We start from the raw sequence: 20,358 nt of genomic DNA on the forward strand, positions 1-20,358 counted from the left end.
GTGCCTTTACTCTCTGTATCGCTCGAGAACGAGATCGCGATTGACAAGGACGCGGATCGGAAAGCCCGGGCGGATGGTCAACGTTGGTTGAATATTGAGGCTGCGCCGAACCACCTGCTGTCCAGTTTGGTTTAGCGAGTCCGAGGCACCATGCCGCAGCGCCTGGATGATGGCGCTGTCGTTGCTATTGGTGTCGGACCCCGCACCTAGCTCTGTCCCTACAGCCAAGAACGTCGACAGCGCAGCCGCCTTGAACAACTCACCCCAGTGATTGTCGACCTGGTCTTCGAGGCCTGCATAGCCGGCGCTGTCGGCACCGGGCTGCCGCTCCAGAACGATCGAGCGGCCGTTCGGCATGATAAGCCGGGTCCAGACCAGCAGCACTCGCGACTGGCCGAACGCAACCTGGCTGTCATAACTGCCGATCAGCTTCGCTCCTTGGGGCACGAGCAAAGAGCGGCCGGTCGGAGTGTCGTATAAATTTTCTGTCACCTGCGCCGTGACTTGCCCGGGAAGGTCTGACCTGATCCCCGTGATCAGCGCTCCTGGAATCACCGTCCCAGCCTGCACAATGTATGGTGAAGCGGGCCTGCTGACGCGATCAGGGCTTACCGTGCGGCGATCCACAGAAGCGTTCACAAAGGCAAGTTTTCGGTCCTGCGCGTTTTGCGCAGATCCATCCTCGCCGGTGCTCATTGCGTTCGGCGGCACGAAGCGCTTGCCTCCAGCAGCCGCAGCGGCGGGCGGACGCACTTCTCTGCCATTGGTCGAAGCGAACAGATGGCTGATACGGGCCGCCTCGCTCTCTTGATCCCGGCGTTGCTGTTCCGGATCTCCGCCGGTCGCCGGCGACTGGCCTTGAGCAGCCAGGATTGGCCGTCCAAGATCGCCTGGGAGCGGCGGACCAAGCTGCGGCACGGTTTGGCGTGAAGCTCCAGTATAGTCCTTCGGCAGCGCCTCGATACCATCGGCAATATTGTGATGATCGGTGCTATAGAGCTCGTCGGTCGCCTGGTTGCGTGGGCGATTGCTTTGCAATGACCACAATACGGCTCCGCCGATAACCAGCAGGGCAACCGCGCTCCCTCCCGCCAGTACCTTGCGAGACAATCGGGTAACCCGCGGAGGTTCGGCTCGGAGGCGGAAGCTCCTGGATTGCTCATCCGGTGTTTGCGGCGGAATGACCCCGTCGGAATTATTTTCGTTCTGCGCGTTCATGACGACGGCCTCCCGTCGGTCCTGACAATTCTGACCTTCTGCTGGTGCTCACCACCCAGCCGCAGTTCTGCGGCTGCAAACAACCGATCGACGATCAGCACATTGCCGTAGGCGCGATAATTGACGAGTTCGGTCTTGCCATAGGGTCCGATGACGAAGAGCGGTGGCATCTCGCCCTGGACAATCCCTTGCGGGAATTCGATATAGACCTTTCGGCCGTCATCATACGCCGCGAGCGGCCGCCAAGGCGGGCTGTCGCCCTCGATGGCATAACGAAAGACACGCTGCGCAGGATCTGGAATGGCGGGTCTGAGGGCGGCTGAGCGCGACCGTTCGCGAACGGTGTCCGGATAGTACCAGGCAACAGACGGCATGTACGGCCGCTCCCGGGAGCGGAGCTCGATCAGGTAGGTGCGCCGGTCGGTATTGACGACAAGATTGGTTTCGATCGAAGCCCGGGTCGGCTTCACCAGGATGTGGACGCGACGCGTATCCCCGCTCCCGCTCTCGGTATCTCCGACGACCCAGCGCACGGTATCGCCGGCCGCGATCGGTCCAGTTCCCGTCAATTGCTCTCCTTCTTCCAGGGCAATGTCCGTGATCTGTCCGGGAGCAGCGTAGACCTGGTACAGCGCACCGGGGCTGAAGGCGTAAATCTGCGCCGCGTTAAAGTATCCCCTTTTCCGCGGCTCGACTCGCGCGGCGCTGTTTGCGGTCTCAACCCGGCTCACCGGTTCAGTCTCTTCCTTGGCCCCCGACTTGCCACCGAGAACCGGTTTCCAGAGCGGTGGAACGTGAAGCGGCTGAGGTCGGTCATCGAGTGCCGCTGGAGGCGCTGGCAACGGCGGGACCTCGGCGTCATAGCTGATTTCCGACGGAATGTAGCTGGCGCATCCAGCAAGGGCAGATGTGCCAAGCAGCAGAGCTGGTAAGAGGGCGCGCCTCAAAGCGGCGAGCTTGCACCTGCTCGAGCTGAACCTGCGGTATTGGATCGGACCGTTTGAACACATGTCACGCGTCGTATTGATCACTGACCCAACTCCTTCGACCAGTTGATGGCGCGGACGTAGACGCCAAGGGGATTCTTGCGCAGGTGTTCGGCATCATGCGGCGTCTCGATTGCCACGGTGAGAATCGCGGTCCAGCGCTCGGTCGCGCTCAATGAGCCGTTCTCGTAGATGCGTTGGATCCAGGCGACTCGGAAACTCTCCGAAGACGCACGGATGACGCTCGACACATCGACCGAGATCTGCGCCTTGCCCAGTTTGGCAAAGGGATCATTGTTACGCGCAAAATCGTTGAGCGCGGCCGCGCCACGATCGGTCGTAAAGTCATACGCCCTAAGCCAGTTCTGGCGCAGAACAATGCCATCGGCCGGCAAGCCTCTGACATCCTCGATAAAGCGCGCCAGGTGATATGCGATTTGAGCGTCGGTGGGCTGATAGTCGATGTTGGCTGGCGCAACCCGCTGGGCCTGGCCCAGGCGATCAACCTCGACGACCCAAGGCGTGATCGATCCCTGCGCTGACTGCCAAACAAGTCCACCAGCCAGGCCGCCCGACAGCATGAGGCAGCCAAAGGCCATCAAGCGCCAGTTCTTCGCCTGCACGCGCGCAGATCCAATGCGTTCGTCCCAGACTTGCGCTGCTTTTTGGTAGGGCGTGACCGGCTCGGGCATGCGCCCGTAGTGAACGGAAGGTCGTCTGAACATGGATAGTTGCCCCTGAGATCCAGTGATTAGTTTCGAGTAGTGCGGTGTGCCGTTTGATCCGCTGCTGACGGCGCCCGGCGAACCGGCAGGTTGGCTGCCTCTCAGCGCTCTCCGTCCGAGAGATCGACAGAAGAGCCGCTGCCGCCATGGTCGCCAGAGCGAACAGCATGACCGGCCGCCGAGGCGCCGTGCCGAATGGTCTGGGCCCGCTTCATGCGCCGCGCCCAATCGGGTTGCCCCTCTGTGGATGTGCTCGCAGCCGGCTCGCTCGCTTGCCCGCTGCCGACGAATGCGGCCGCGGCTCGACGTAACGGGCTCATGAGCGCCGAGCCACCCGCCTCGGCGACACCAGCAAGACCGGCGGTTCGATACGCCGCGGATGTGCCGCTCACGATGGCAGCTCCACCGCGCCCCGCGCCTGCAAACGCACCACCAGCCAGACCAGCGCCACCGGCGGCAAGGCCGGCACCTGCCGCAACGACGCCGCCGGCAGCAAGGCCTGTTCCAATTGCGGCGCCGGCGCCGAGCTGCGGTCCGCCTGACACCAGCCCGTTTGCGATTCCCGGTCCGAAGATACCGAGGCCCAGCAGGGAGAGCGCCGCAAGCACCAGCGTCATCGCATCTTCGATTGTTGGCTGCGCGCCGCCAAATCCCGCCGTGAACTGTGAGAACAGGGTGGAGCCAATGCCCACGATGACGGCCAGGACCAAAACCTTGATCCCGGACGATATGACGTTGCCGAGCACCCGCTCCGCCGCGAAGGCCGTCTTCCCAAACAGGCCAAAGGGTATGAGCACAAAGCCGGCCAACGTCGTGAGCTTGAACTCGATCAGTGTAACGAAGAGCTGGATCGCCAGAATGAAGAAGGCGAGCAGCACCACGACCCATGCGAACAGGAGAACGACGATCTGGACAAAATTCTCGAAGAAGCTGATGTAGCCCATCAGATTCGAGATCGAATCGAGCATCGGCCTCCCCGCGTCGAGCCCGACTTGGGCGATTTTTCCCGGGCGGAGAAAGTCTGACGCGGAGAGGCTCGAGCCAGAGGCTTTCAGACCAAGCCCGGCAAAGCTCTCGAAGACGATCCGTGCGAGGTTATTCCAATTGCCGATCAGATAGGCAAAGACGCCAACGAATAGCGTTTTCTTGACGAGACGCGCGATGATGTCTTCGTCCGTGCCCCAGCTCCAGAAAAGTGCTGCGAGGGTGATATCGATCGCGGCCAGCGTTGTCGCCAGATATCCCACCTCGCCACCCAAAAGCCCGAAGCCGTTGTCGATGTAGCGGGTGAATGTCTCGAGGAACTGGTCGATGATGCCGGTGCCGGTCATAGCTTACCTTCCTCGGGCACCCCGGCTGACGGATATCCCTGCGGCATCCGGCTCTGGTCTTTTGGCGCGGGTGCCAGCCCGATTGCTGAAGCGGCAGCACCGTCCCTGTTGCCGAGAAAGCGACGGCGGTTTTCGGTCCAGACCTTCTGGCAATGCTGATAGTTCGCTGCATCTTCCAAAGAGACGCTGCGGCAGCGCGCAAGCTCGGACCGGTGAACGTCTTTGGTCTGCTCTGCCCTTGGCGGCGCAGATGTATCTTCTCCGCCACGAAGTTGGATCGCGCAGCCTGCGACCACCAGCACCCCGACCGACATGAGTAGCGATAGCGCTTTGAACGGGCCTGTATCGGTCATCAGTGGAACATCCGCACGTCCTGGGATTGATAGCCCTGCCCCGGCGCCAGAAATCGCCGGAGCTGTTCACGGCTCTGGTCCTGGGCTGCCGCACGCTGCGCCGCTTCAAGGCTCTGGGCCCGCCCCTGTGCCGCGACAGTGGCGGTGAGATCTGCAAGCTGCTGCGCCTGAAGCGCGAGGATCTGGTTGCCGGCCTGAGTCGCCTGCAAGGCGCCGCTCGCAACCTGGCTCGACGTCACCAGCGCCGATGTCTGGATGCGATTGGTGTCGAGGTTGCCGACGACACCGGCCTGGACCCGGAGCGAGTCCTGCAACGCGGCGACCGAGTTTTGCCAGCGGGATTGAGCATTATTGATCAGCAGTTGGCTGGACTGGCTGCCGCTGGCCGGCGCATAGCTGGTCGAAAACGCGTGGTCGATCTGCTGGACGTCGTAGGCGATGCGTTGGGCCTGGGCCAGTAGCTGCTGCGTCCGCTGGATCGAGGATTGTAGCTGCTGGAGCGAGGAATACGGCAGACTCGCCAGATTTTTGGCCTGATTGATCAGCATCTGCGCTTCGTTCTGCAACGAGGTGATCTGGTTGCTGATCTGCTGCAGCTCGCGTGCGGCAGTCAGCACGTTCTGGATGTAATTGTTCGGATCGAAGACGATCCACTGCGCTCGTGCGGGTGCCGTGACGCAAAGCGTGAGGGCGATCGTGCCAGCGGCGACGAATAGACCGAGGCGCCTCATTGCGACCTCTCCAGATTGACGAGACTGGGAATCAGGTCCGTGGCCCAGGCGACGCCGCGGTGCTGGAGCCAGGCCGGCACGAAGCCGTCAGGTCCATGTTCGGAGAAGAGCTGCGCGATGGCAGCCTGATCGGTCTTGGATGAGGCCGCCGTGAATGCGAGTGCAACTTCGCCTAGGCCAAGTTCGAACATCCGATTGCCGCGACGGGACTGGCAGTAGTAGTCACGCTTGGGCGTTGCCCGGCTCAGGAGCTCGATCTGGCGGTCATTCAGACCGAAGCGGCGATAGATTGCCGTAATCTGCGGTTCGATGGCTCGTTCGTTCGGCAGCAATAGCCGCGTTGGACAGCTTTCGATGATCGCGGGGGCAATCGCCGAACCGTCGATGTCCGAAAGCGACTGGGTGGCGAAGATGACTGACGCATTCTTCTTGCGAAGCGTCTTCAGCCACTCCCGAAGCTGGCCGGAAAAATCGTCATCGTCCAGGGCGAGCCAGCCTTCATCGACGATGAGAAGCGTGGGCCGGCCGTCGAGCCGATCTCCAATGCGATGAAACAGGTACGCCAGCACGGCCGGCGCCGCGCTCGTTCCGATCAAGCCTTCAGTCTCGAACGCCTGGACGGAGGATTCGCCAAGGCGCTCGAATTCGGCATCAAGCAAGCGCCCGGACGAGCCGCCAAGGCAATAGGGTTGCAGGGCGCGTTTCAGAGAGTTCGATTGCAAGAGGACTGACAGGCCCGTCAGCGTACGTTCCTCCCTCGGCGCTGACGCGAGAGATGTCAGCGCCGACCACAGATGGTCCTTGACCTCTGGGGTGATCTCGACCTTTTCGCGTGCCAGGATTGCACCGACCCATTCGGTGGCCCATCCGCGCTCGGAAGGGTCGTCGATCCAGGCCAGCGGCTGTAACGCGACGGGTTGATCGCCTCCGTCAGACAAGGCACCACCGAGATCATGCCAATCGCCACTCATGGCGAGCGCGGCCGCCCGAATCGAACCGCCAAAGTCGAACGCAAACACTTGGGAGTTCGGGTAACGGCGGAACTGCATTGCCATGAGGGCGAGCAGGACCGACTTGCCAGCACCTGTCGGCCCAACCACCAGGGTATGGCCGACGTCACCGACGTGAAGCGAAAACCGGAACGGTGTTGAACCCTCGGTCTTGCCGAACAGGAGCGGCGGACCGCCAAAATACAGATCCCTCGCCTCGCCTGCCCATACAGCCGACATCGGAATCATATGAGCGAGGTTGAGGGTCGAGACCGGCGGTTGCCGCACATTGGCATAGACATGCCCGGGCAGACTGCCGAGCCAAGCTTCCACGGCGTTCACCGTCTCGATCATGCAGGTGAAATCGCGGCCCTGAACGACCTTCTCGACCAAGCGAAGCTTTTCGTCGGCAGCGTTGGGATCAGCGTCCCAGACGGTGATCGTTGCCGTGACAAAGGCTTGTCCGATCTGGTCCGATCCCAGTTCCTGCAAAGCCGCGTCGGCATCAAGCGCCTTATTGTGAGCGTCAGTATCGAGCAGCGTCGACGCCTCGTTGGTCACAACCTCCTTGAGAATGGCGCCGATGGACTTTCTCTTGGCGAACCACTGCCGGCGGATCTTGGTGAGCAGCTTGGTGGCATCGGTCTTGTCGAGCATGATCGCCCGCGTCGACCAGCGGTACGAGAATGGCAGGCGATTGAGGTCATCGAGAATTCCAGGCGTCGTCGCGCCCGGAAAGCCGACGATCGTCAGAACCCGCAGATTGGCCGAGCCCAACATCGGCTCGAGCCCGCCGGTTAACGGCTGGTCCGCCAACAGTGCATCGATGTACATGGGAATTTCGGGCACGCGAACACGATGCCGCTTGGTCGAAATCGTCGAGTGCAGATAGGTCAGCGTGCCCTGATCATCGAGCCATGCGCATTCGGGCATGAAGCCTTCCAGAAGCCCGAGTACGCGGCTGGTTTGATCGATAAAGCCGCGAAGTACCTCGCGAGCATCGGCTCCAACGGTCCGATCGCGCCCTTCATAGAGCAATCGCTCCGCCTTGGCCGCTCCCTCTTCCGGAGGCAGATAGAGGAAAGTCAGGAAGTAGCTGGACTCATAGTGGGCGCCCGCCTCCTCGAACTGGGCCCTGCGCTCGGCGTCGACCAGCGCGGATGCGACATCCGGAAATGTGCTCGGAGGATAGCTGCCGGCAAAATGGCGCTGCGCCTCAACGAACACGGCCCAGCCAGATCCCAGCCGGCGAAGTGCGTTGTTCAGACGACCTGCGACACCGACAAGCTCAGCCGGCACCGCACTGTCGAGGTCGGGTCCGCGGAACTTCGCTGTCCGCTGGAACGAGCCGTCCTTGTTCAGGATGATGCCCTCGTCGACGAGGGCTGCCCAGGGTAGGAAATCCGCAAGACGCGCATTGGAATGGCGATATTCGGCAAGGTTCATCATGACCGAGAACTCAGATGTTGAGATGACCGGGAATGCGCAGATGTCGGCGCACCACATCAACGAAGGCGGGATCGCGCCTGGCGGCCCAGACCGCGGCCATGTGGCCGATCAACCAGAGGACGAGACCTGCGATCCAGAGCCGCAAGCCCAGTCCAAGGGCAGCTGCCAACGTGCCGTTGACGATCGCGACCGCGCGCGGCGCACCGCCCATCAGGATCGGCTCGGTGAGCGCGCGGTGAACGGGCACGACAAACCCTGCGACCGGGTCATCCATCAGATCACAACCCCGCCGCCGAAGGAGAAGAACGACAGAAAGAAGCTCGAGGCCGCAAACGCGATCGACAGACCGAACACGATCTGGATCAGCCTGCGAAAACCACCTGACGAATCCCCGAATGCGAGCGTGAGCCCGGTCACGACGATGATGATGACTGCGATGATCTTGGCGACCGGCCCCTCGACCGACTGCAGGATCTGATTGAGCGGCTGCTCCCATGGCATGTTCGAGCCGGCCGCCCATGCGGGCGCTGTCGTCAGCACAATCGGGCTGGCAATCGCGAGCAAAGCAGCTTCTCGTAGAATTCGGAATCGTGGACGCATGTCAGTCTCCTGCTGGTGAAAGGCTGTAGTCGCCGGTGGCCCCAAGCCCCGTGACGAGGGCGAGTTCGGCAAGGCGACGGTCGGCTCCGCGCCCTGCAAGCACGGCGATGAGGTTGATGGTCTCGGCGATCAGGGCGCGCGGAACCGTGATGACGGCTTCCTGGATGAGCTGCTCGAGCCGCCTTAGCGCACCGAGCGCGTTGCCCGCATGAATCGTCCCGATCCCGCCGGGATGGCCGGTACCCCACGCCTTGAGGAGATCGAGCGCTTCGGCCCCGCGGACCTCGCCGATCGGGATGCGGTCAGGACGCAGTCGGAGTGAGGACCGAACGAGGTCAGACAAGCTGGCTACGCCGTCCTTGGTCCTTAGCGCGACGAGATTGAGCGCCTTGCATTGGAGTTCGCGCGTATCTTCGATCAGGACGACGCGATCAGCGGTCTTCGCTACCTCGGCCAGAAGCGCGTTGGTCAAGGTGGTCTTGCCGGTCGACGTGCCACCGGCCACCAAGATATTCTTGCGAGTGGCGACCGCACTCCTCAAGGCCTCGGCTTGCCCGGAGGTCATGGTACCGGCGGCAACGTAATCGTCGAGCGTGAAGACAGCGACCGCGGGCTTACGGATGGCGAAGGCAGGGGCAGCAACGACCGGAGGCAACAGACCCTCAAATCGCTCGCCGGTTCCCGGAAGTTCGGCCGACACGCGTGGTGAACTCGCGTGCACCTCCGCGCCTACATGGTGAGCCACCAGACGAATGATGCGCTCGCCGTCCGCCGCGGACAACGTTTCGCCAGTGTCAACCAAGCCACTCGACAGTCGGTCAATCCAAAGCCGCCCATCTGGATTGAGCATGACTTCGATGATCGCGTCGTCATCGAGGTAACCCGCGATTGCCGTGCCCAGCGCACTGCGGAGCATTCGCGCACCGCGCGAACTCGCTTCCGATTGAATGGAATGGATTGCCACTGCCGTCCCCACCGAATGAGAACGTCTGGAGCGTTCTCAGAGTGGGTTGATTAGAAAAGGCACCAACGGATTTGGCGCAACAAGCGCTTACGATCAGCGTAGACTGGCGTAGAAAAAGAAAGACCGAAAACTCATAATTCGCACTCGAGCGACCCGAGCGCTGCGGAATGCTGATGCTATTCGTCGGCAAGCTTGCTGCGGACGTTGTTCACCACTCCGCATCGGTATCCGCCGGCATGACCACGAGCAATTGCTCGTACGGCATGAACGTTTCGATCTCGTCCGAAACGCGAGCAGGCAAGAAGAGCGGAATTGAATCCATCCCTCGTCCGAACGATCCGAGCCATGGTAGAGCGAACCACACGATGGCGGTGATCTGCACCGCCACATTGACACCGAACGCGACCTGATAGGCCAGGACGGTCCTGTGGCCATTCGTGAGTGGCCATTGCTGCAAGATGAAGCCGGTCCCGCATTGGGATAGAAATCCCCAACCGAAGTGGAGCACATTCAACGCACCGTTGGCACGACCGGTGAGTTCTAGCGGAAAGTAATCAGCTATCACCGCAAAGCTGACCACAGTCGCAGTTCCAACAATTGCGACCACTGACCACGGCAAGATCGGCGGCAAGGGCACGCGAAGAATCAAGGATAGCTCGGCCGCGATGAACAGCCCTGCGATCGCGGCCACGATGATCTCTACTCCAACCCCTCTTCGCCTGATGCAATGGACCAATGTGCCGAATATCCAGGCACCGCCGCAAAGGACGACCGACATTGTGAATAGCTGTCCGACAAGTCTCGTACGATCAAATCCCTCGACGTCGGTCAGCCACGGCGCCGCCCACAATCCTTGCAGAGACCAGGCCGATCCCACGCAAGTGGCTGACAACGGGGCAATCCGCCAGAAACGCCGATCGCCAAAAACGGAACTCAGTGTGGGAGGCATTGATCCTGTTGGCGGGATGATGGCTCGTTCAGGAACCACGATATAGATGAGAAGGGCTGTGGCGCCCGTTGCCGCCGCCAGGATCTCAAAGAACTGTCGCCAGCTGATCCGGCCGAGGAGGTGTTCGGCCGGGGTCGTGGCGGTCACCGCGCCGAGCGATCCCAGCATGATCATGTAGCCGTTCAGCAAGGCCACTCGTTCGCTCGGAAACCAGAGAACGATGGACTTCAATCCAGCCGTCAATGCCGCCGCCACCCCAAGGCCGATCATTGCTCGCGAAATCAAGAGCAATGGCAACCCCGTGGACATCGCGAATAGGCAGGAGCCTGCGGCGGCGACCAAAAGCAGGCAACTCTGAACCCGGCGAGGGCCAAAGCGATCCAGCAAAATACCGATCGGAATCTGGGCCGCCGCGAATACCAGGAAGTAGACGGACGTGAGCAACCCCAGATCGGCGGTGCCGAGCCCGATCTCCGCGACGAGACGACTAGAGATCAGAGCGTTGATCGTTCGGAAGAGATACGAAAGATAGTATCCAGCAGCAAATGGGAGAAAAACGCGCGCGATGAGACGCCATGCCTCCGAATTTTGCATGCTGGCCCTTTTTGCTCCTCAGCTCATGCGAGCCGATAGCGCGTCCAGCTTCTTGTCGGGTTGGCTAAATTGGTGCCATCGTAGGCTGGCGCGGAAAAAAGTAAGATCGGCAAAATCCCTGACCTACGTGGTTCTATCAGGTTTGGCTGTCGGTCTCCTGACGAACGATATCCTCTGGAATTTCCCGCAGAAAACTCTGCCCCTTCTGCAGCCGGCGTCCGAGCGCTTCGACAAATCCTTCGAAACGCTCCCGACCCTTCAGTTGGGCCGCCGCTTGGGCTTCGTTGGGCAAGGGTGGCGTGATCGTGAGCCAGAAGCGGATGAACAGGGCCAGAGTCTCGGCCGTCAGACCGATGTCACGCTCTAGCCTCTGCATCTGACGCGACAGTCGGTCCAGGCGACGGGTAAACGCTGCCTCTTGTCTGTCTGGTCCATCTGGTGACAGAAAGGACGCAACTGCCGCTTCCACGATCGCAGAGCGGGAAAGCTTCTTGCGATCGGCCAAGTCCGAGATCTGCTTCAGAAGCTCCGGCGGGAAATACACATTCATCCGGTCGCGCATATCTGCCTCACAGCTCCATACCGTCATTTGGATCCATGACGACCTGACGGGCGACGCCGCGCATCTGTTGACGCATCAGTCGAGACTGGCGGACGGCGTCCTCGTCGTCGTCAAGCACGACCGCAAATTCTTCTGCCGGCGTCGGCTCGGTCGTCTCCTTGGCAATCGCGACGTGATCGGGAAGTTCGGGCTCACGACGGAGCCCGCTGTTCGCCGTGTCTTCCTCGGCCTCCGCGGCTTTGCCGGTTGGAGCTCCCGTCGGCTTTGGCATTCCGAGAGCTGACCATCCGTCAGTTCGCGACGACCGGCCCGCGGCCGCAGGATCGGGCGGCGGCAGAACCCGCTCAGCGAAACGCCGATCCTCGTAGTAGCGCACCTTCTTCGCCCGGATCGGCGGCGTGCCCGCCACCATGACGATCTCGTCCAGGGGCGGAAGCTGCATGACCTCGCCGGGGGTCAGCAGCGGCCTTGCCGTCTCCTGGCGCGAGACCATCAGGTGCCCCAGCCATGGGTTCAACCTGTGACCGGCATAGTTCTTCATGGCCCTCATCTCGGTCGCCGTACCGAGCGCGTCGGACACACGCTTCGCAGTCCGCTCGTCATTGGTCGCAAAGCTGACTCGGACGTGGCAGTTATCGAGGATCGCATTGTTAGGCCCATAGGCCTTCTCGATCTGATTGAGCGATTGCGCAATCAAGAAACTCTTGATGCCGTACCCCGCCATGAAAGCGAGGGCGGACTCGAAGAAATCAAGCCGCCCAAGGGCTGGGAACTCATCGAGCATCATCAGGACACGATGCCGGCGGTCGCGGTCGTGCAAATCCTCGGTCAGTCGACGACCGATCTGGTTCAGCACCAGGCGGATCAATGGTTTGGTTCGTGAGATATCCGAGGGAGGCACCACTAGGTACAGCGTGGTGGGGCGGCTATCTGCGATCAGATCGGCAATCCGCCAGTCGCACCGGCAGGTCACCCGGGCCACGACGGGATCGCGGTACAGCCCGAGGAACGACATTGCGGTGGACAGGACGCCTGAACGTTCGTTCTCGGATTTGTTGAGGAGTTCGCGGGCGGTCGAGGCGACCACGGGATGAGCACCCTGGTCGCCAAGATGCGCGGTGGTCATCATCGCCTTCAGGGTCGCTTCGATCGGCCGCTTGGGGTCGGACAGAAAGGCGGCGACGCCGGCCAGGGTCTTGTCGGCCTCTGCATAAAGGACATGAAGGATGGCGCCGACCAGGAGTGAATGACTGGTCTTCTCCCAGTGATTGCGCTTGTCGAGCGAGCCTTCGGGATCGACCAGGACGTCGGCGACGTTCTGGACGTCGCGCACCTCCCACTCTCCGCGCCGGACCTCGAGCAGCGGGTTGTACGCTGAGGATCTTGGGTTGGTCGGGTCGAACAACAGGACGCGGCCATGCCGCGCGCGGAAGCCGGCGGTCAGTTGCCAGTTCTCGCCCTTGATGTCGTGAACGATGGCCGAGCCGGGCCAGGCGAGCAAGGAGGGAACGACAAGACCGACGCCTTTGCCGGACCGGGTGGGCGCAAAGCACAACACGTGCTCCGGTCCGTCATGGCGAAGATAATCGCGGTCGAGCTTGCCCAGCACCACACCATCCGGACCGAGAAGTCCGACTGCTCGAACCTCTTCTGCATCAGCCCAGCGCGCCGAGCCATAGGTCTCAACGTTCTTGGCCTCGCGCGCCCGCCAGACGGACATGCCGATCGCCGCCGCGATCGAAATGAAGGTCCCCGACGCCGCGATGAAGGCGCCCTCAACAAAGACCTCTGGCGCATAAGCATCAAAGACGAACCACCACCAGAAGAAGACCGGCGGGTAATAGATCTTGAAGCCCGCCAGTTCGAACCAGGGCCGCCCGAGTTCGGTCTGCCAGGCGAGCCGCCAGGCCGTCCACTCGGTCGCGCCCCAGATGGCGAGCAAAACGATCAGGCCGACAACGATCACCTGACCCCAGAGAATCTTGGTTCCGGACATCGACCAACCTTCCGTACTGGTGAGATAGCTAGAGTCCGAGGTCGCGCTTGCGGCCAAAGCCCCATTCGATGCCTCCGCCGTCCTTCGCGACGCCGGTGACGTGTTGGGCGAACTTCTTCTCGAGTTCGCGAGACCAGGGTACGAGTTGAAAGCCAAGTCCGTCATCGATCATGGCGAAACGCCCCGAGGCGAGCGTCAGCCGCTGGCGATACGTGCCGGTCACCTGCTCCCCGGAGGCGGCCTTCACGTGAGGCAGGCCGGTGTCGGCCGAGACTCTTGCCCCCACCTCGTCCAGCTCATGTCGGCGCAGCGTGTTCAAGAGGTCGCGCTGCAGGATGATGCGTTGGCCCTGCCGCCGCGCCAGACCTTCCTGGATCAGATGCTCGGTTCGAGCTTCCATGGCGTCGCGAGTCTCGCGGCCGAATCCGCCCATGGCGAGTGGCATCGGATCGCGTTCGACCAGGCGGTGGTCGAGCCAGGTCGCGCCTTTCGCGGTGATCTGGCCACCGAGATCGAGATCGGAACGGCTTGCGAGCACCAGGGTCGGCCGCGGATCGCCGGTCTGGCCGAAGCGTCGGACTTCGACAATGCCGCCGATCGGTGGTGCATGTTCGAAGGCCTCGATCCCTCGCAAGCGGACGTGGTGCGCGCGCCCGTCAGTTCCATCGATCAGGGCGTAAGCCTCACTCGTCAGCTCATCGTGCAATCCGCGATCGATCAGGCGTCCGATGATCTGGGACGAAGGCTGTCCGCTTTCGATGACGAAGTCGGCAATGCCGCGCGCTTCGCCGCGCTCGGTAAAGGCGCGGTGCATGGTCTTGATGATGTCGCCGCGCATGCCGAGGTCGCGCAAGCTGCGCTCGGCCTCGAGCCCGACCATCCATTCGCCTGGTGCGGCGGATCCGGCGAGGCCCATCTTCTCCAGGTGCTGAAGGCGACCGACCATCAGGCGCCGGATCTCCGGATCAGACTTGCCCGGATTCTCCGGGCGAAGATCGACATACCCGGTCTCATCCGCCGCCAGCCGGATCTCCCGATCGAGCCGCGTCCATCGTTCCGCCGTGACCTCCATCTCCAGCGAACTACGGATCTCGTGCTCGGGCTTTGGACCGAGTTCAATCGCAACCAGTTCCTCGGCGCGTGAGCGCAGGCCCTGGCTGATGTAGTCGCGGGAGATCACGAGATCCTCTCCTTGCTCATCTACTCCCCGCACGAGAAAATGGACGTGAGGGTTGTCGGTATTCCAATGATCGACGGCCACCCAGTCGAGCCGCGTCCCGAGATCGGTCTCCATCTGCCTGGCGAGGTCGCGGGTGAAGGCCCTGAGGTCGGTCATCTCGCCGGCGTCCTCAGGCGAGACGATGAACCGGAAATGATGGCGGTCGTCCTGGCACCGTTCTGCGAAAGCCGCGCCATCGGCACGGTCACTGCTGGCATCGAACATCTCGGCCCGTTCGCCACTCCGCGTCACGCCTTCGCGCTTCAGGTACGACAGATGGGCCGTCAGTGGTCCCGAGCGGAAGGCTCGCCCCTTGTGGCGGACAACACGCGCCTTCACCACGACGCGTCGCGTCGGGCTGAATAACCGGCTGCGACTAAAAGCAAGCCGGCCGCGGCCGAACGTCGAGCGTCCGTAGGCCGCGGAACGTCTGCCAATTCCCGCCTGACCCGAGATGTGTCCAGCCTTCTTCGCGGCGCGCAGCACCTTGTTGATAAAACTCTTCGGCTTCGGCGCGCCGGTGCTGCGGATGGGCCCCGGTCGGATGCGCAATTCGCTATCATCAGCGGTCACAGCCGCGTCTCCAAACGAACGAAGGTGTCTACAGTGCCGAAACTCTCCTTGACCGCATTGAACAAAATCCGCAGTGCGGCACGCACCACGACCGACCGGCACGGCCAGGACGCAAGCCATGTCAATGGCTTGCCATCCGACCGGCGAGCCCCTTTTATCTCGCCCTCCTGCTGTCGTGCTTCCCAACTGCCCAACTGCCCTCGCCTTTCCGCCCATTCTTCTCCAGGGCACGCCAACGCATGCGAGCTTGCACATTCGGTCATCGCAAACCTCCCGCATCGGATCTCACGACGAAAAGCCCGGTCGCTTGGGGCACAATGGCCGAAAGATCGCGAACGGAGCCGGCGATCGGAGCTCGGTCCGGCACATGACCGGGCTGCACCCGGGAAGTGGTCTCTGAGCTATCAGACCGCACAACAAAGAGTGCTCCCGCCGATGGCCGCAGACTCGCGACTGTGCTGGAAACGGCAATATCGCTGCAGACGACTGGCGCAAGTTTCTGCAAGTAGGCCTGCGTCTCAGCTGGCAATGGACGTCCAGCGAGATGTTGTTCGTAGCGAGCAGGTCCCGAGTTGTAGGCCGCAAGGAAGCCGATCGATCCATAGCGGTCGTGCAGTTCACGAAGGTAGGCAGTGCCCGCAAGAATGTTGTCGCGGGGATCGTAGGGATCGTTGCCAAGGTCGTAACGCAGACGTAAATCTGCCCACGTCTCTCGCGTGATCTGCATCAGCCCCATGCCGCCTTTCGGTGACCTCGCGCGCACGTCTCCGGCGCTTTCGACGTCTATGACTGCGCGTATCCAGCGCACCGGCACGCCGAAGCGGCGCGAAGCCTGCTCGACCAAGTCCGCCAATGGATTGCTCGTTCGATAACTCACTGTAGGTTGCGAGGGATGCGTCTCGGCGACAGTGGTAGCGTTACTCACGGTCAGCGCAGCGAACAACGGAACGACAGCGTACAGGCTCCTCTCGAACAGACGCAAGCATGCCGCCGTGCTCGCGCCCTTCCAGGGTAAAGCTGCTTCGCGCCGGCCTTTCGGCCGCCCTGGACCGCCGGTGCGCGCGACGGTTGCGCAATCGTTGGTCGGGACGGAGGAACGGTGCAGCACTCGGCCGAAAAGAATAGCCTTTCGGAAACTCAATACGGGCACCATCAATCCTCCCAGGTCCACACCGGCAGCGCGCGGCCAATGACAGCCGATGCCGGCAAGAACCCGAAATAGCGGCCATCCAACGAGTTGACGGACTGCCAGTTCATGACAAAGAGTTCGCCCTCGCCGACGACGCGGCAGCCCTGCCATTTCGGGAGCGGTCGACCGCGGCCATCGCGATCTCGTGCCTCGCCCATTTCGATGGTATCGATGGAGACTGCGAGCCCGCTTCGGCAGACCGTCTGCCCGGGAAGTGCCAACACGCTTTTGAGCATCGGCACGCCGATCGGCAGATAGCCGTTCAGGTCAAGGAAGGTCGCAAGCGGTTCTGGGGGCTGAACCGCAACCAATTCGGTGACAAACAGTCTGTCGGCGGGGCGCAAGCGATAGAGGCCGATCGGTACACTGTCGGACGCATTCCAGACATAGAGCGGCGGCGTCTCCAGGACGGTTGTCGCGACAAGCGCAGCAGCGGCTCCAAAGGTTGCAGTCAGCGTCTTCAAGCGGGCTCTCATCGCATTACCCTCTGACGATGGAGCCAGGCTTGGTGGCGTGCCTTCGTGTAAGGGCGCGGATTTTCACTGACGGACAGACGGTTATGAACGTGATGCCAATGATCAGGAGCGACGTCGGCGGGATCGATGCCGAGCGCTTCGACGGCGTCGACCATCGCCAGCACCCGTTCGACCTTCGGCCAACCGGAGAGACGTAGCAAGATCTCTCCGCCGGGCTTCACGTACGGCACGGTCGAGCAGCGCTGTCCCGGTGCGACCGCGCGCAAGATGTCGATCCGCGAGATGATCGTGCCAAAGTCACTGGAGGTCCAACGGACGAAGGCAAAGATGCTACGTGGCGCGAATGACAGAACGCGCCGGTGACGATCGATCTTCTTCTCCTCAGCAATGCGCCCGAACCGAATACGGTTTTCGATGCGCTTCTCGAGCCACAACACTTCCACTTCGGTGAGATCGCTCATGCTGCCGATCCCTGAAGTTGGCACTGGAAGCCGTGAGCTTGAGGTTCGGTGAAGGCTGTGTGCCGCTTGCAAACGCCAGCAGGACTGGCGGCCCGCCCTTGCCGGCCGCCTCCAATGCGTCTTTCGGCCCGGGCCGTTAGAAGAGATCCGAAGGATTTCTGGTTAGTAAAGTTAGAGCGGCTGGAAAGCGCGGAGAAACAAGCTCTCAAGCTCGATGGTCCCCGATAGCACGAGGATTGGGTCCTCGATAGCACGATGGCTGCGATCCCTGATAGCACGAGCTGATTCACAGGATGTCCTCCGAATTTGGCATGAGACCGCGGCGGCGCAGGCGTGCCGCTTGGGGATCGACGGACGTTGCCGCGAAGTTCAGCCGCTCGGTGCCGTTCGGATCGCGCGTAAGCACGAGCTGATAGCCCGGTAATGTCTGACGCTGGACGATCTGACGTACGTCGTAAGCGAAGTGCTTGAGCGGCGAGAGGATGCCGGACTTGGCATGGAGGTGCACAAGGTCAAAACTCCAGCCGCCGTCCTGCCGTCCGCCGTGCTTGCGCACAAGACGATAAAGCCAGCGCTCTAGCCCGCCCGTCAGATCGAAATAGGCGCGATCAATCGTCAGCACGAGCGCGTCATCGATTACGCCCGCGCAGAACCAATCCGGTAGGATCAGTTCGAGCCCGAACGGCCGGCCGTTTGCATCGGCCGTCTCCTTCCACTCGTTAATCCAGGAAAAACGATGTCGCCGCCGCTCTGTTGGCTGGCGGATCGATGTCAGCTCGGTCGTTGACTGAAGCGTGTCGAGACCGGCCTTCAGGCGGTCATAGTCGCGTGCGCTGGTACCGCGGCCGACAAACGTCAGAATCTCGTAAGGCGTTGCCGCCATCAGGCGCGAGGTCTTCAAGCCGGCGTCACGGGCTTCGACGATCTGCGAGGCCGCCCAGATCAGAACGTCTGCATCCCAGATGGTCGCCATGCCGTGTTCCGGCACGGCTTCGACACGAATCGCGATTGCGCCAGCGCGGAAATCGATTGGAATGATGCGCTTTGTTTTTGCGAGCGAGAAGAACGGATAAGCCATCAGATCCTGCGCGTCGCGGGGCGCGAGATCGCCGGGCAGAGCCCGAAAAGGCTCAAGCTGGTCGCGCTCGGAATGCTGTTTGCGCCGCATGTTTATTGCTCTCGCGCGGCGATCAGCGACGTTCCTGGCCCGCATATGGGCGCAGGACCAGTTGCTTCTTGGCCGGCAGCACAGTGCCCCTGCCGGGATCCGACGTTGACGTCTTGGCGCCGAGATCAGCCCAGGCTTTTAAGTCATCCAGGGCGTAGACGACACGCCCGCCGATCTTCCGATAAGTCGGCCCGGTGCCGTACGTGCGGTGCTTCTCAAGCGTACGACCGGAGAGACCAAGATAACGCGCGGCCTCCGGTGTACGCAGAAAGCGCGGGGGTAGACCGGCCATCGGATCGGGCATTTGAGAGCTCCAGAATGACCGCGCGTCGCGCATGCGACGGCGGCGTGTGTGCGGTCATCATGGAGAAGCGCGATGTCGGAGGGGGATGCCGAATATTGAGGGGGCGATTTTCGGCACCCCCAAGGAAGGGCGTTACTCAACCCTGCGCCTGGGCCGAAGCAGCTTGCGATAGCCGCCGCGCACAAATGCGAGGCCGCTTTGTACAAGGCGACGGGTTCGGCTGCGCAGATCGTGTGTTTTCCAGCCACGATCCGATATGCGCGCGTTGCCAAACAGAGCTTCTGCGATGCTGCGATAAGTCGCGCCGGCTAGATACGCGGCGACCGCGCGAAGGGCTGCACACAGTCGTTCGCGCCGCTGTTTGGGCACGCGATGAAACGGAGGTCCCGGCGCGCGTCCATTCATCGCGCGCCACAGCCGCGTGGCGGCATGCGCGCGCGCCTGGAAATCGCTGTCAAACGGCAACTCGGCCGAATAGTGAGCGCCTGCAGTCAGCGGCTGTTTCGACCAGATGCGATGTTCCACCGATCCAATGTGCAGCACCGCGTGCCAACCGTCGGCGGCGCGGCACACGTGTCCGGTAGTAAAGTCGAGCGGTGCCTGAGACGCTGATTTGCGAGAAACAGCGGGCGCGGTTGTCACGGGGACAACGGACGCTAGAACCTCAGGTGTCCAAAAGATCGCCTGTTCTTTGGAGGACTTTTGCGGATCATGGGCGAAAGCAGATGCCCCATCTCCTCCTGAATTCGTCGGTCACTTCGCCGTCGGGGCTGTTCGCAATCATTGCTTCGTAATCGCGTTGATAGTCCACGTTCATACGAAGGCCTTCCCAGGCGATGTGAGTGATCTCAGCGTTCTCCAGGCTCTTAAACGAATCCGGCGATCGCCAGTCGAATTCAGGCATTGCTTCCGCCCCATTGCACGCAGCTAACAAGGATAGCGGCGCAATAATTATGAACGAAGCGGTTGTAGGAAGCCCCTAGTTTGGCACCACGTGGTGCATGAGAATGACCACCGGTGGAGCGGGAGAAAATCGTTTCGGCTGCAAGGCTCTCGTCGGCGATTTTCTTCTATTTTGAGCGGGCGCCGCGTAAGAGCCGCCCCTGCTCGGTCACCCATTTGGCGCGCGCAAGATGACTCTGATATGCGGTCCGCGCACGGTCCGGCTCTCGCTCCGGGTCCATATGCAAGACCAATCGAGCCACTTCGCGCCAGTCCGCCCCCTCACCCTCCGCCTGCAGAAGGCGAATGTACGTGACGACATGCTGTTCGTCATAGGCCGTCAGCGCCGGCTCGTTCGGAGCAACATCAGCGACGTCAGGATCTAGCGGCGGCTATCTCGCGAGAAACCAGAGCCTGGCTCGACACACGACCGGCAGGCCGCTTCCAGTTTACCTTCACGCCCAAGCACGGCTCCTGGCTCAACCTCATCGAGGGCTTCTTCTCCAAGTTCGCCCGCTCCGTCCTGCGTCACATCCGGGTGACATCAAAGTATGAACTCAAAGAGCGCATCATGGCCGG

The 20,358-nt window shown here is 61.9% G+C and carries 22 protein-coding genes and 1 pseudogene; 1 reads left to right on the top strand and 22 read right to left on the bottom strand.

Going from position 1 to position 20,358, the window contains the following annotated elements:
• Positions 1-6 precede the first annotated feature (6 nt).
• From FXV83_RS00885 to FXV83_RS43780, 22 genes are all read right to left on the bottom strand, one after another.
• Positions 7-1,218 (bottom strand): TraB/TrbI/VirB10 family type IV secretion system protein, encoded by a 1,212-nt coding sequence (locus FXV83_RS00885; protein ID WP_148736844.1) that lies wholly within the window; start codon positions 1,216-1,218, stop codon positions 7-9.
• Positions 1,215-2,249: a P-type conjugative transfer protein TrbG gene (trbG, locus tag FXV83_RS00890; protein WP_187435565.1), complete on the bottom strand. Its 1,035-nt coding sequence runs from the start codon at positions 2,247-2,249 to the stop codon at positions 1,215-1,217. The genes FXV83_RS00885 and trbG overlap by 4 nt, the downstream gene beginning before the upstream one ends.
• A complete protein-coding gene (gene trbF, locus FXV83_RS00895) occupies positions 2,246-2,929 on the bottom strand; it encodes a conjugal transfer protein TrbF (RefSeq protein ID WP_148736846.1) in 684 nt (227 codons plus the stop codon). Before trbF ends, trbG begins: the two co-directional genes overlap by 4 nt.
• Before the next feature lie 101 nt (positions 2,930-3,030).
• A complete protein-coding gene (gene trbL, locus FXV83_RS00900; RefSeq protein ID WP_148736848.1) occupies positions 3,031-4,260 on the bottom strand; it encodes a P-type conjugative transfer protein TrbL in 1,230 nt (409 codons plus the stop codon).
• A complete protein-coding gene (gene trbK-alt / locus FXV83_RS00905; protein WP_148736850.1) occupies positions 4,257-4,613 on the bottom strand; it encodes a putative entry exclusion protein TrbK-alt in 357 nt (118 codons plus the stop codon). Before trbK-alt ends, trbL begins: the two co-directional genes overlap by 4 nt.
• Positions 4,613-5,344 carry a P-type conjugative transfer protein TrbJ gene (trbJ, locus tag FXV83_RS00910; protein WP_148736852.1) on the bottom strand — a complete coding sequence of 244 codons (732 nt, stop codon included), beginning with the start codon at positions 5,342-5,344 and terminating at the stop codon, positions 4,613-4,615. The genes trbK-alt and trbJ overlap by 1 nt, the downstream gene beginning before the upstream one ends.
• A complete protein-coding gene (trbE, locus tag FXV83_RS00915; protein WP_148736854.1) occupies positions 5,341-7,782 on the bottom strand; it encodes a conjugal transfer protein TrbE in 2,442 nt (813 codons plus the stop codon). The genes trbJ and trbE overlap by 4 nt, the downstream gene beginning before the upstream one ends.
• A gap of 10 nt (positions 7,783-7,792) precedes the next feature.
• Complete coding sequence (locus FXV83_RS00920; protein ID WP_148736856.1) at positions 7,793-8,056, bottom strand: VirB3 family type IV secretion system protein; 264 nt, start codon at positions 8,054-8,056, stop codon at positions 7,793-7,795.
• The gene (locus tag FXV83_RS00925; RefSeq protein ID WP_148736858.1) at positions 8,056-8,382 is read right to left on the bottom strand and encodes a TrbC/VirB2 family type IV secretion system protein; all 327 of its coding nucleotides are present in this window, start codon (positions 8,380-8,382) and stop codon (positions 8,056-8,058) included. The genes FXV83_RS00920 and FXV83_RS00925 overlap by 1 nt, the downstream gene beginning before the upstream one ends.
• 1 nt (position 8,383) lies before the next feature.
• Positions 8,384-9,298, bottom strand: coding sequence for a P-type conjugative transfer ATPase TrbB (trbB, locus tag FXV83_RS00930; RefSeq protein ID WP_187435566.1), 915 nt, complete (start codon positions 9,296-9,298; stop codon positions 8,384-8,386).
• A gap of 256 nt (positions 9,299-9,554) precedes the next feature.
• The gene (locus tag FXV83_RS00935; protein ID WP_148736862.1) at positions 9,555-10,889 is read right to left on the bottom strand and encodes an MFS transporter; all 1,335 of its coding nucleotides are present in this window, start codon (positions 10,887-10,889) and stop codon (positions 9,555-9,557) included.
• A 136-nt stretch (positions 10,890-11,025) separates the two neighbouring features.
• Positions 11,026-11,451: a CopG family transcriptional regulator gene (locus FXV83_RS00940; protein WP_148736864.1), complete on the bottom strand. Its 426-nt coding sequence runs from the start codon at positions 11,449-11,451 to the stop codon at positions 11,026-11,028.
• 7 nt (positions 11,452-11,458) lie between these two features.
• Positions 11,459-13,447, bottom strand: a complete 1,989-nt coding sequence (locus FXV83_RS00945; protein ID WP_148736866.1) for a conjugal transfer protein TraG — start codon at positions 13,445-13,447, stop codon at positions 11,459-11,461.
• Positions 13,448-13,475: 28 nt separating this feature from the next.
• Positions 13,476-15,239 (bottom strand): relaxase/mobilization nuclease domain-containing protein, encoded by a 1,764-nt coding sequence (locus FXV83_RS00950; protein ID WP_148736868.1) that lies wholly within the window; start codon positions 15,237-15,239, stop codon positions 13,476-13,478.
• A gap of 259 nt (positions 15,240-15,498) precedes the next feature.
• A complete protein-coding gene (locus FXV83_RS00955) occupies positions 15,499-16,215 on the bottom strand; it encodes a lytic transglycosylase domain-containing protein (RefSeq protein WP_148736920.1) in 717 nt (238 codons plus the stop codon).
• Between the two features lie 176 nt (positions 16,216-16,391).
• Positions 16,392-16,904: a S26 family signal peptidase gene (locus FXV83_RS00960; protein ID WP_148736870.1), complete on the bottom strand. Its 513-nt coding sequence runs from the start codon at positions 16,902-16,904 to the stop codon at positions 16,392-16,394.
• Positions 16,901-17,365 carry a DUF2840 domain-containing protein gene (locus FXV83_RS00965; protein ID WP_148736872.1) on the bottom strand — a complete coding sequence of 155 codons (465 nt, stop codon included), beginning with the start codon at positions 17,363-17,365 and terminating at the stop codon, positions 16,901-16,903. The genes FXV83_RS00960 and FXV83_RS00965 overlap by 4 nt, the downstream gene beginning before the upstream one ends.
• A gap of 286 nt (positions 17,366-17,651) precedes the next feature.
• A complete protein-coding gene (locus tag FXV83_RS00970; protein WP_148736874.1) occupies positions 17,652-18,533 on the bottom strand; it encodes a replication initiator protein A in 882 nt (293 codons plus the stop codon).
• Positions 18,534-18,555: 22 nt separating this feature from the next.
• Complete coding sequence (locus tag FXV83_RS00975; RefSeq protein WP_148736876.1) at positions 18,556-18,837, bottom strand: helix-turn-helix transcriptional regulator; 282 nt, start codon at positions 18,835-18,837, stop codon at positions 18,556-18,558.
• A 132-nt stretch (positions 18,838-18,969) separates the two neighbouring features.
• On the bottom strand, positions 18,970-19,479 hold the full coding sequence (locus FXV83_RS00980; protein WP_235939275.1) for a DUF2285 domain-containing protein: 510 nt from the start codon (positions 19,477-19,479) through the stop codon (positions 18,970-18,972).
• A 67-nt stretch (positions 19,480-19,546) separates the two neighbouring features.
• A complete protein-coding gene (locus tag FXV83_RS00985; protein ID WP_148736878.1) occupies positions 19,547-19,741 on the bottom strand; it encodes a transcriptional regulator domain-containing protein in 195 nt (64 codons plus the stop codon).
• Between the two features lie 166 nt (positions 19,742-19,907).
• The gene (locus FXV83_RS43780) at positions 19,908-20,123 is read right to left on the bottom strand and encodes a DUF2285 domain-containing protein (protein ID WP_148736924.1); all 216 of its coding nucleotides are present in this window, start codon (positions 20,121-20,123) and stop codon (positions 19,908-19,910) included.
• 41 nt (positions 20,124-20,164) lie between these two features.
• Here FXV83_RS43780 and FXV83_RS00995 point away from each other — a divergent pair.
• A pseudogene (locus FXV83_RS00995) lies at positions 20,165-20,358 on the top strand (IS630 family transposase); the annotation flags it as partial.

The sequence above is a fragment of the Bradyrhizobium hipponense genome (assembly GCF_008123965.1).
Classification (GTDB): domain Bacteria; phylum Pseudomonadota; class Alphaproteobacteria; order Rhizobiales; family Xanthobacteraceae; genus Bradyrhizobium; species Bradyrhizobium hipponense.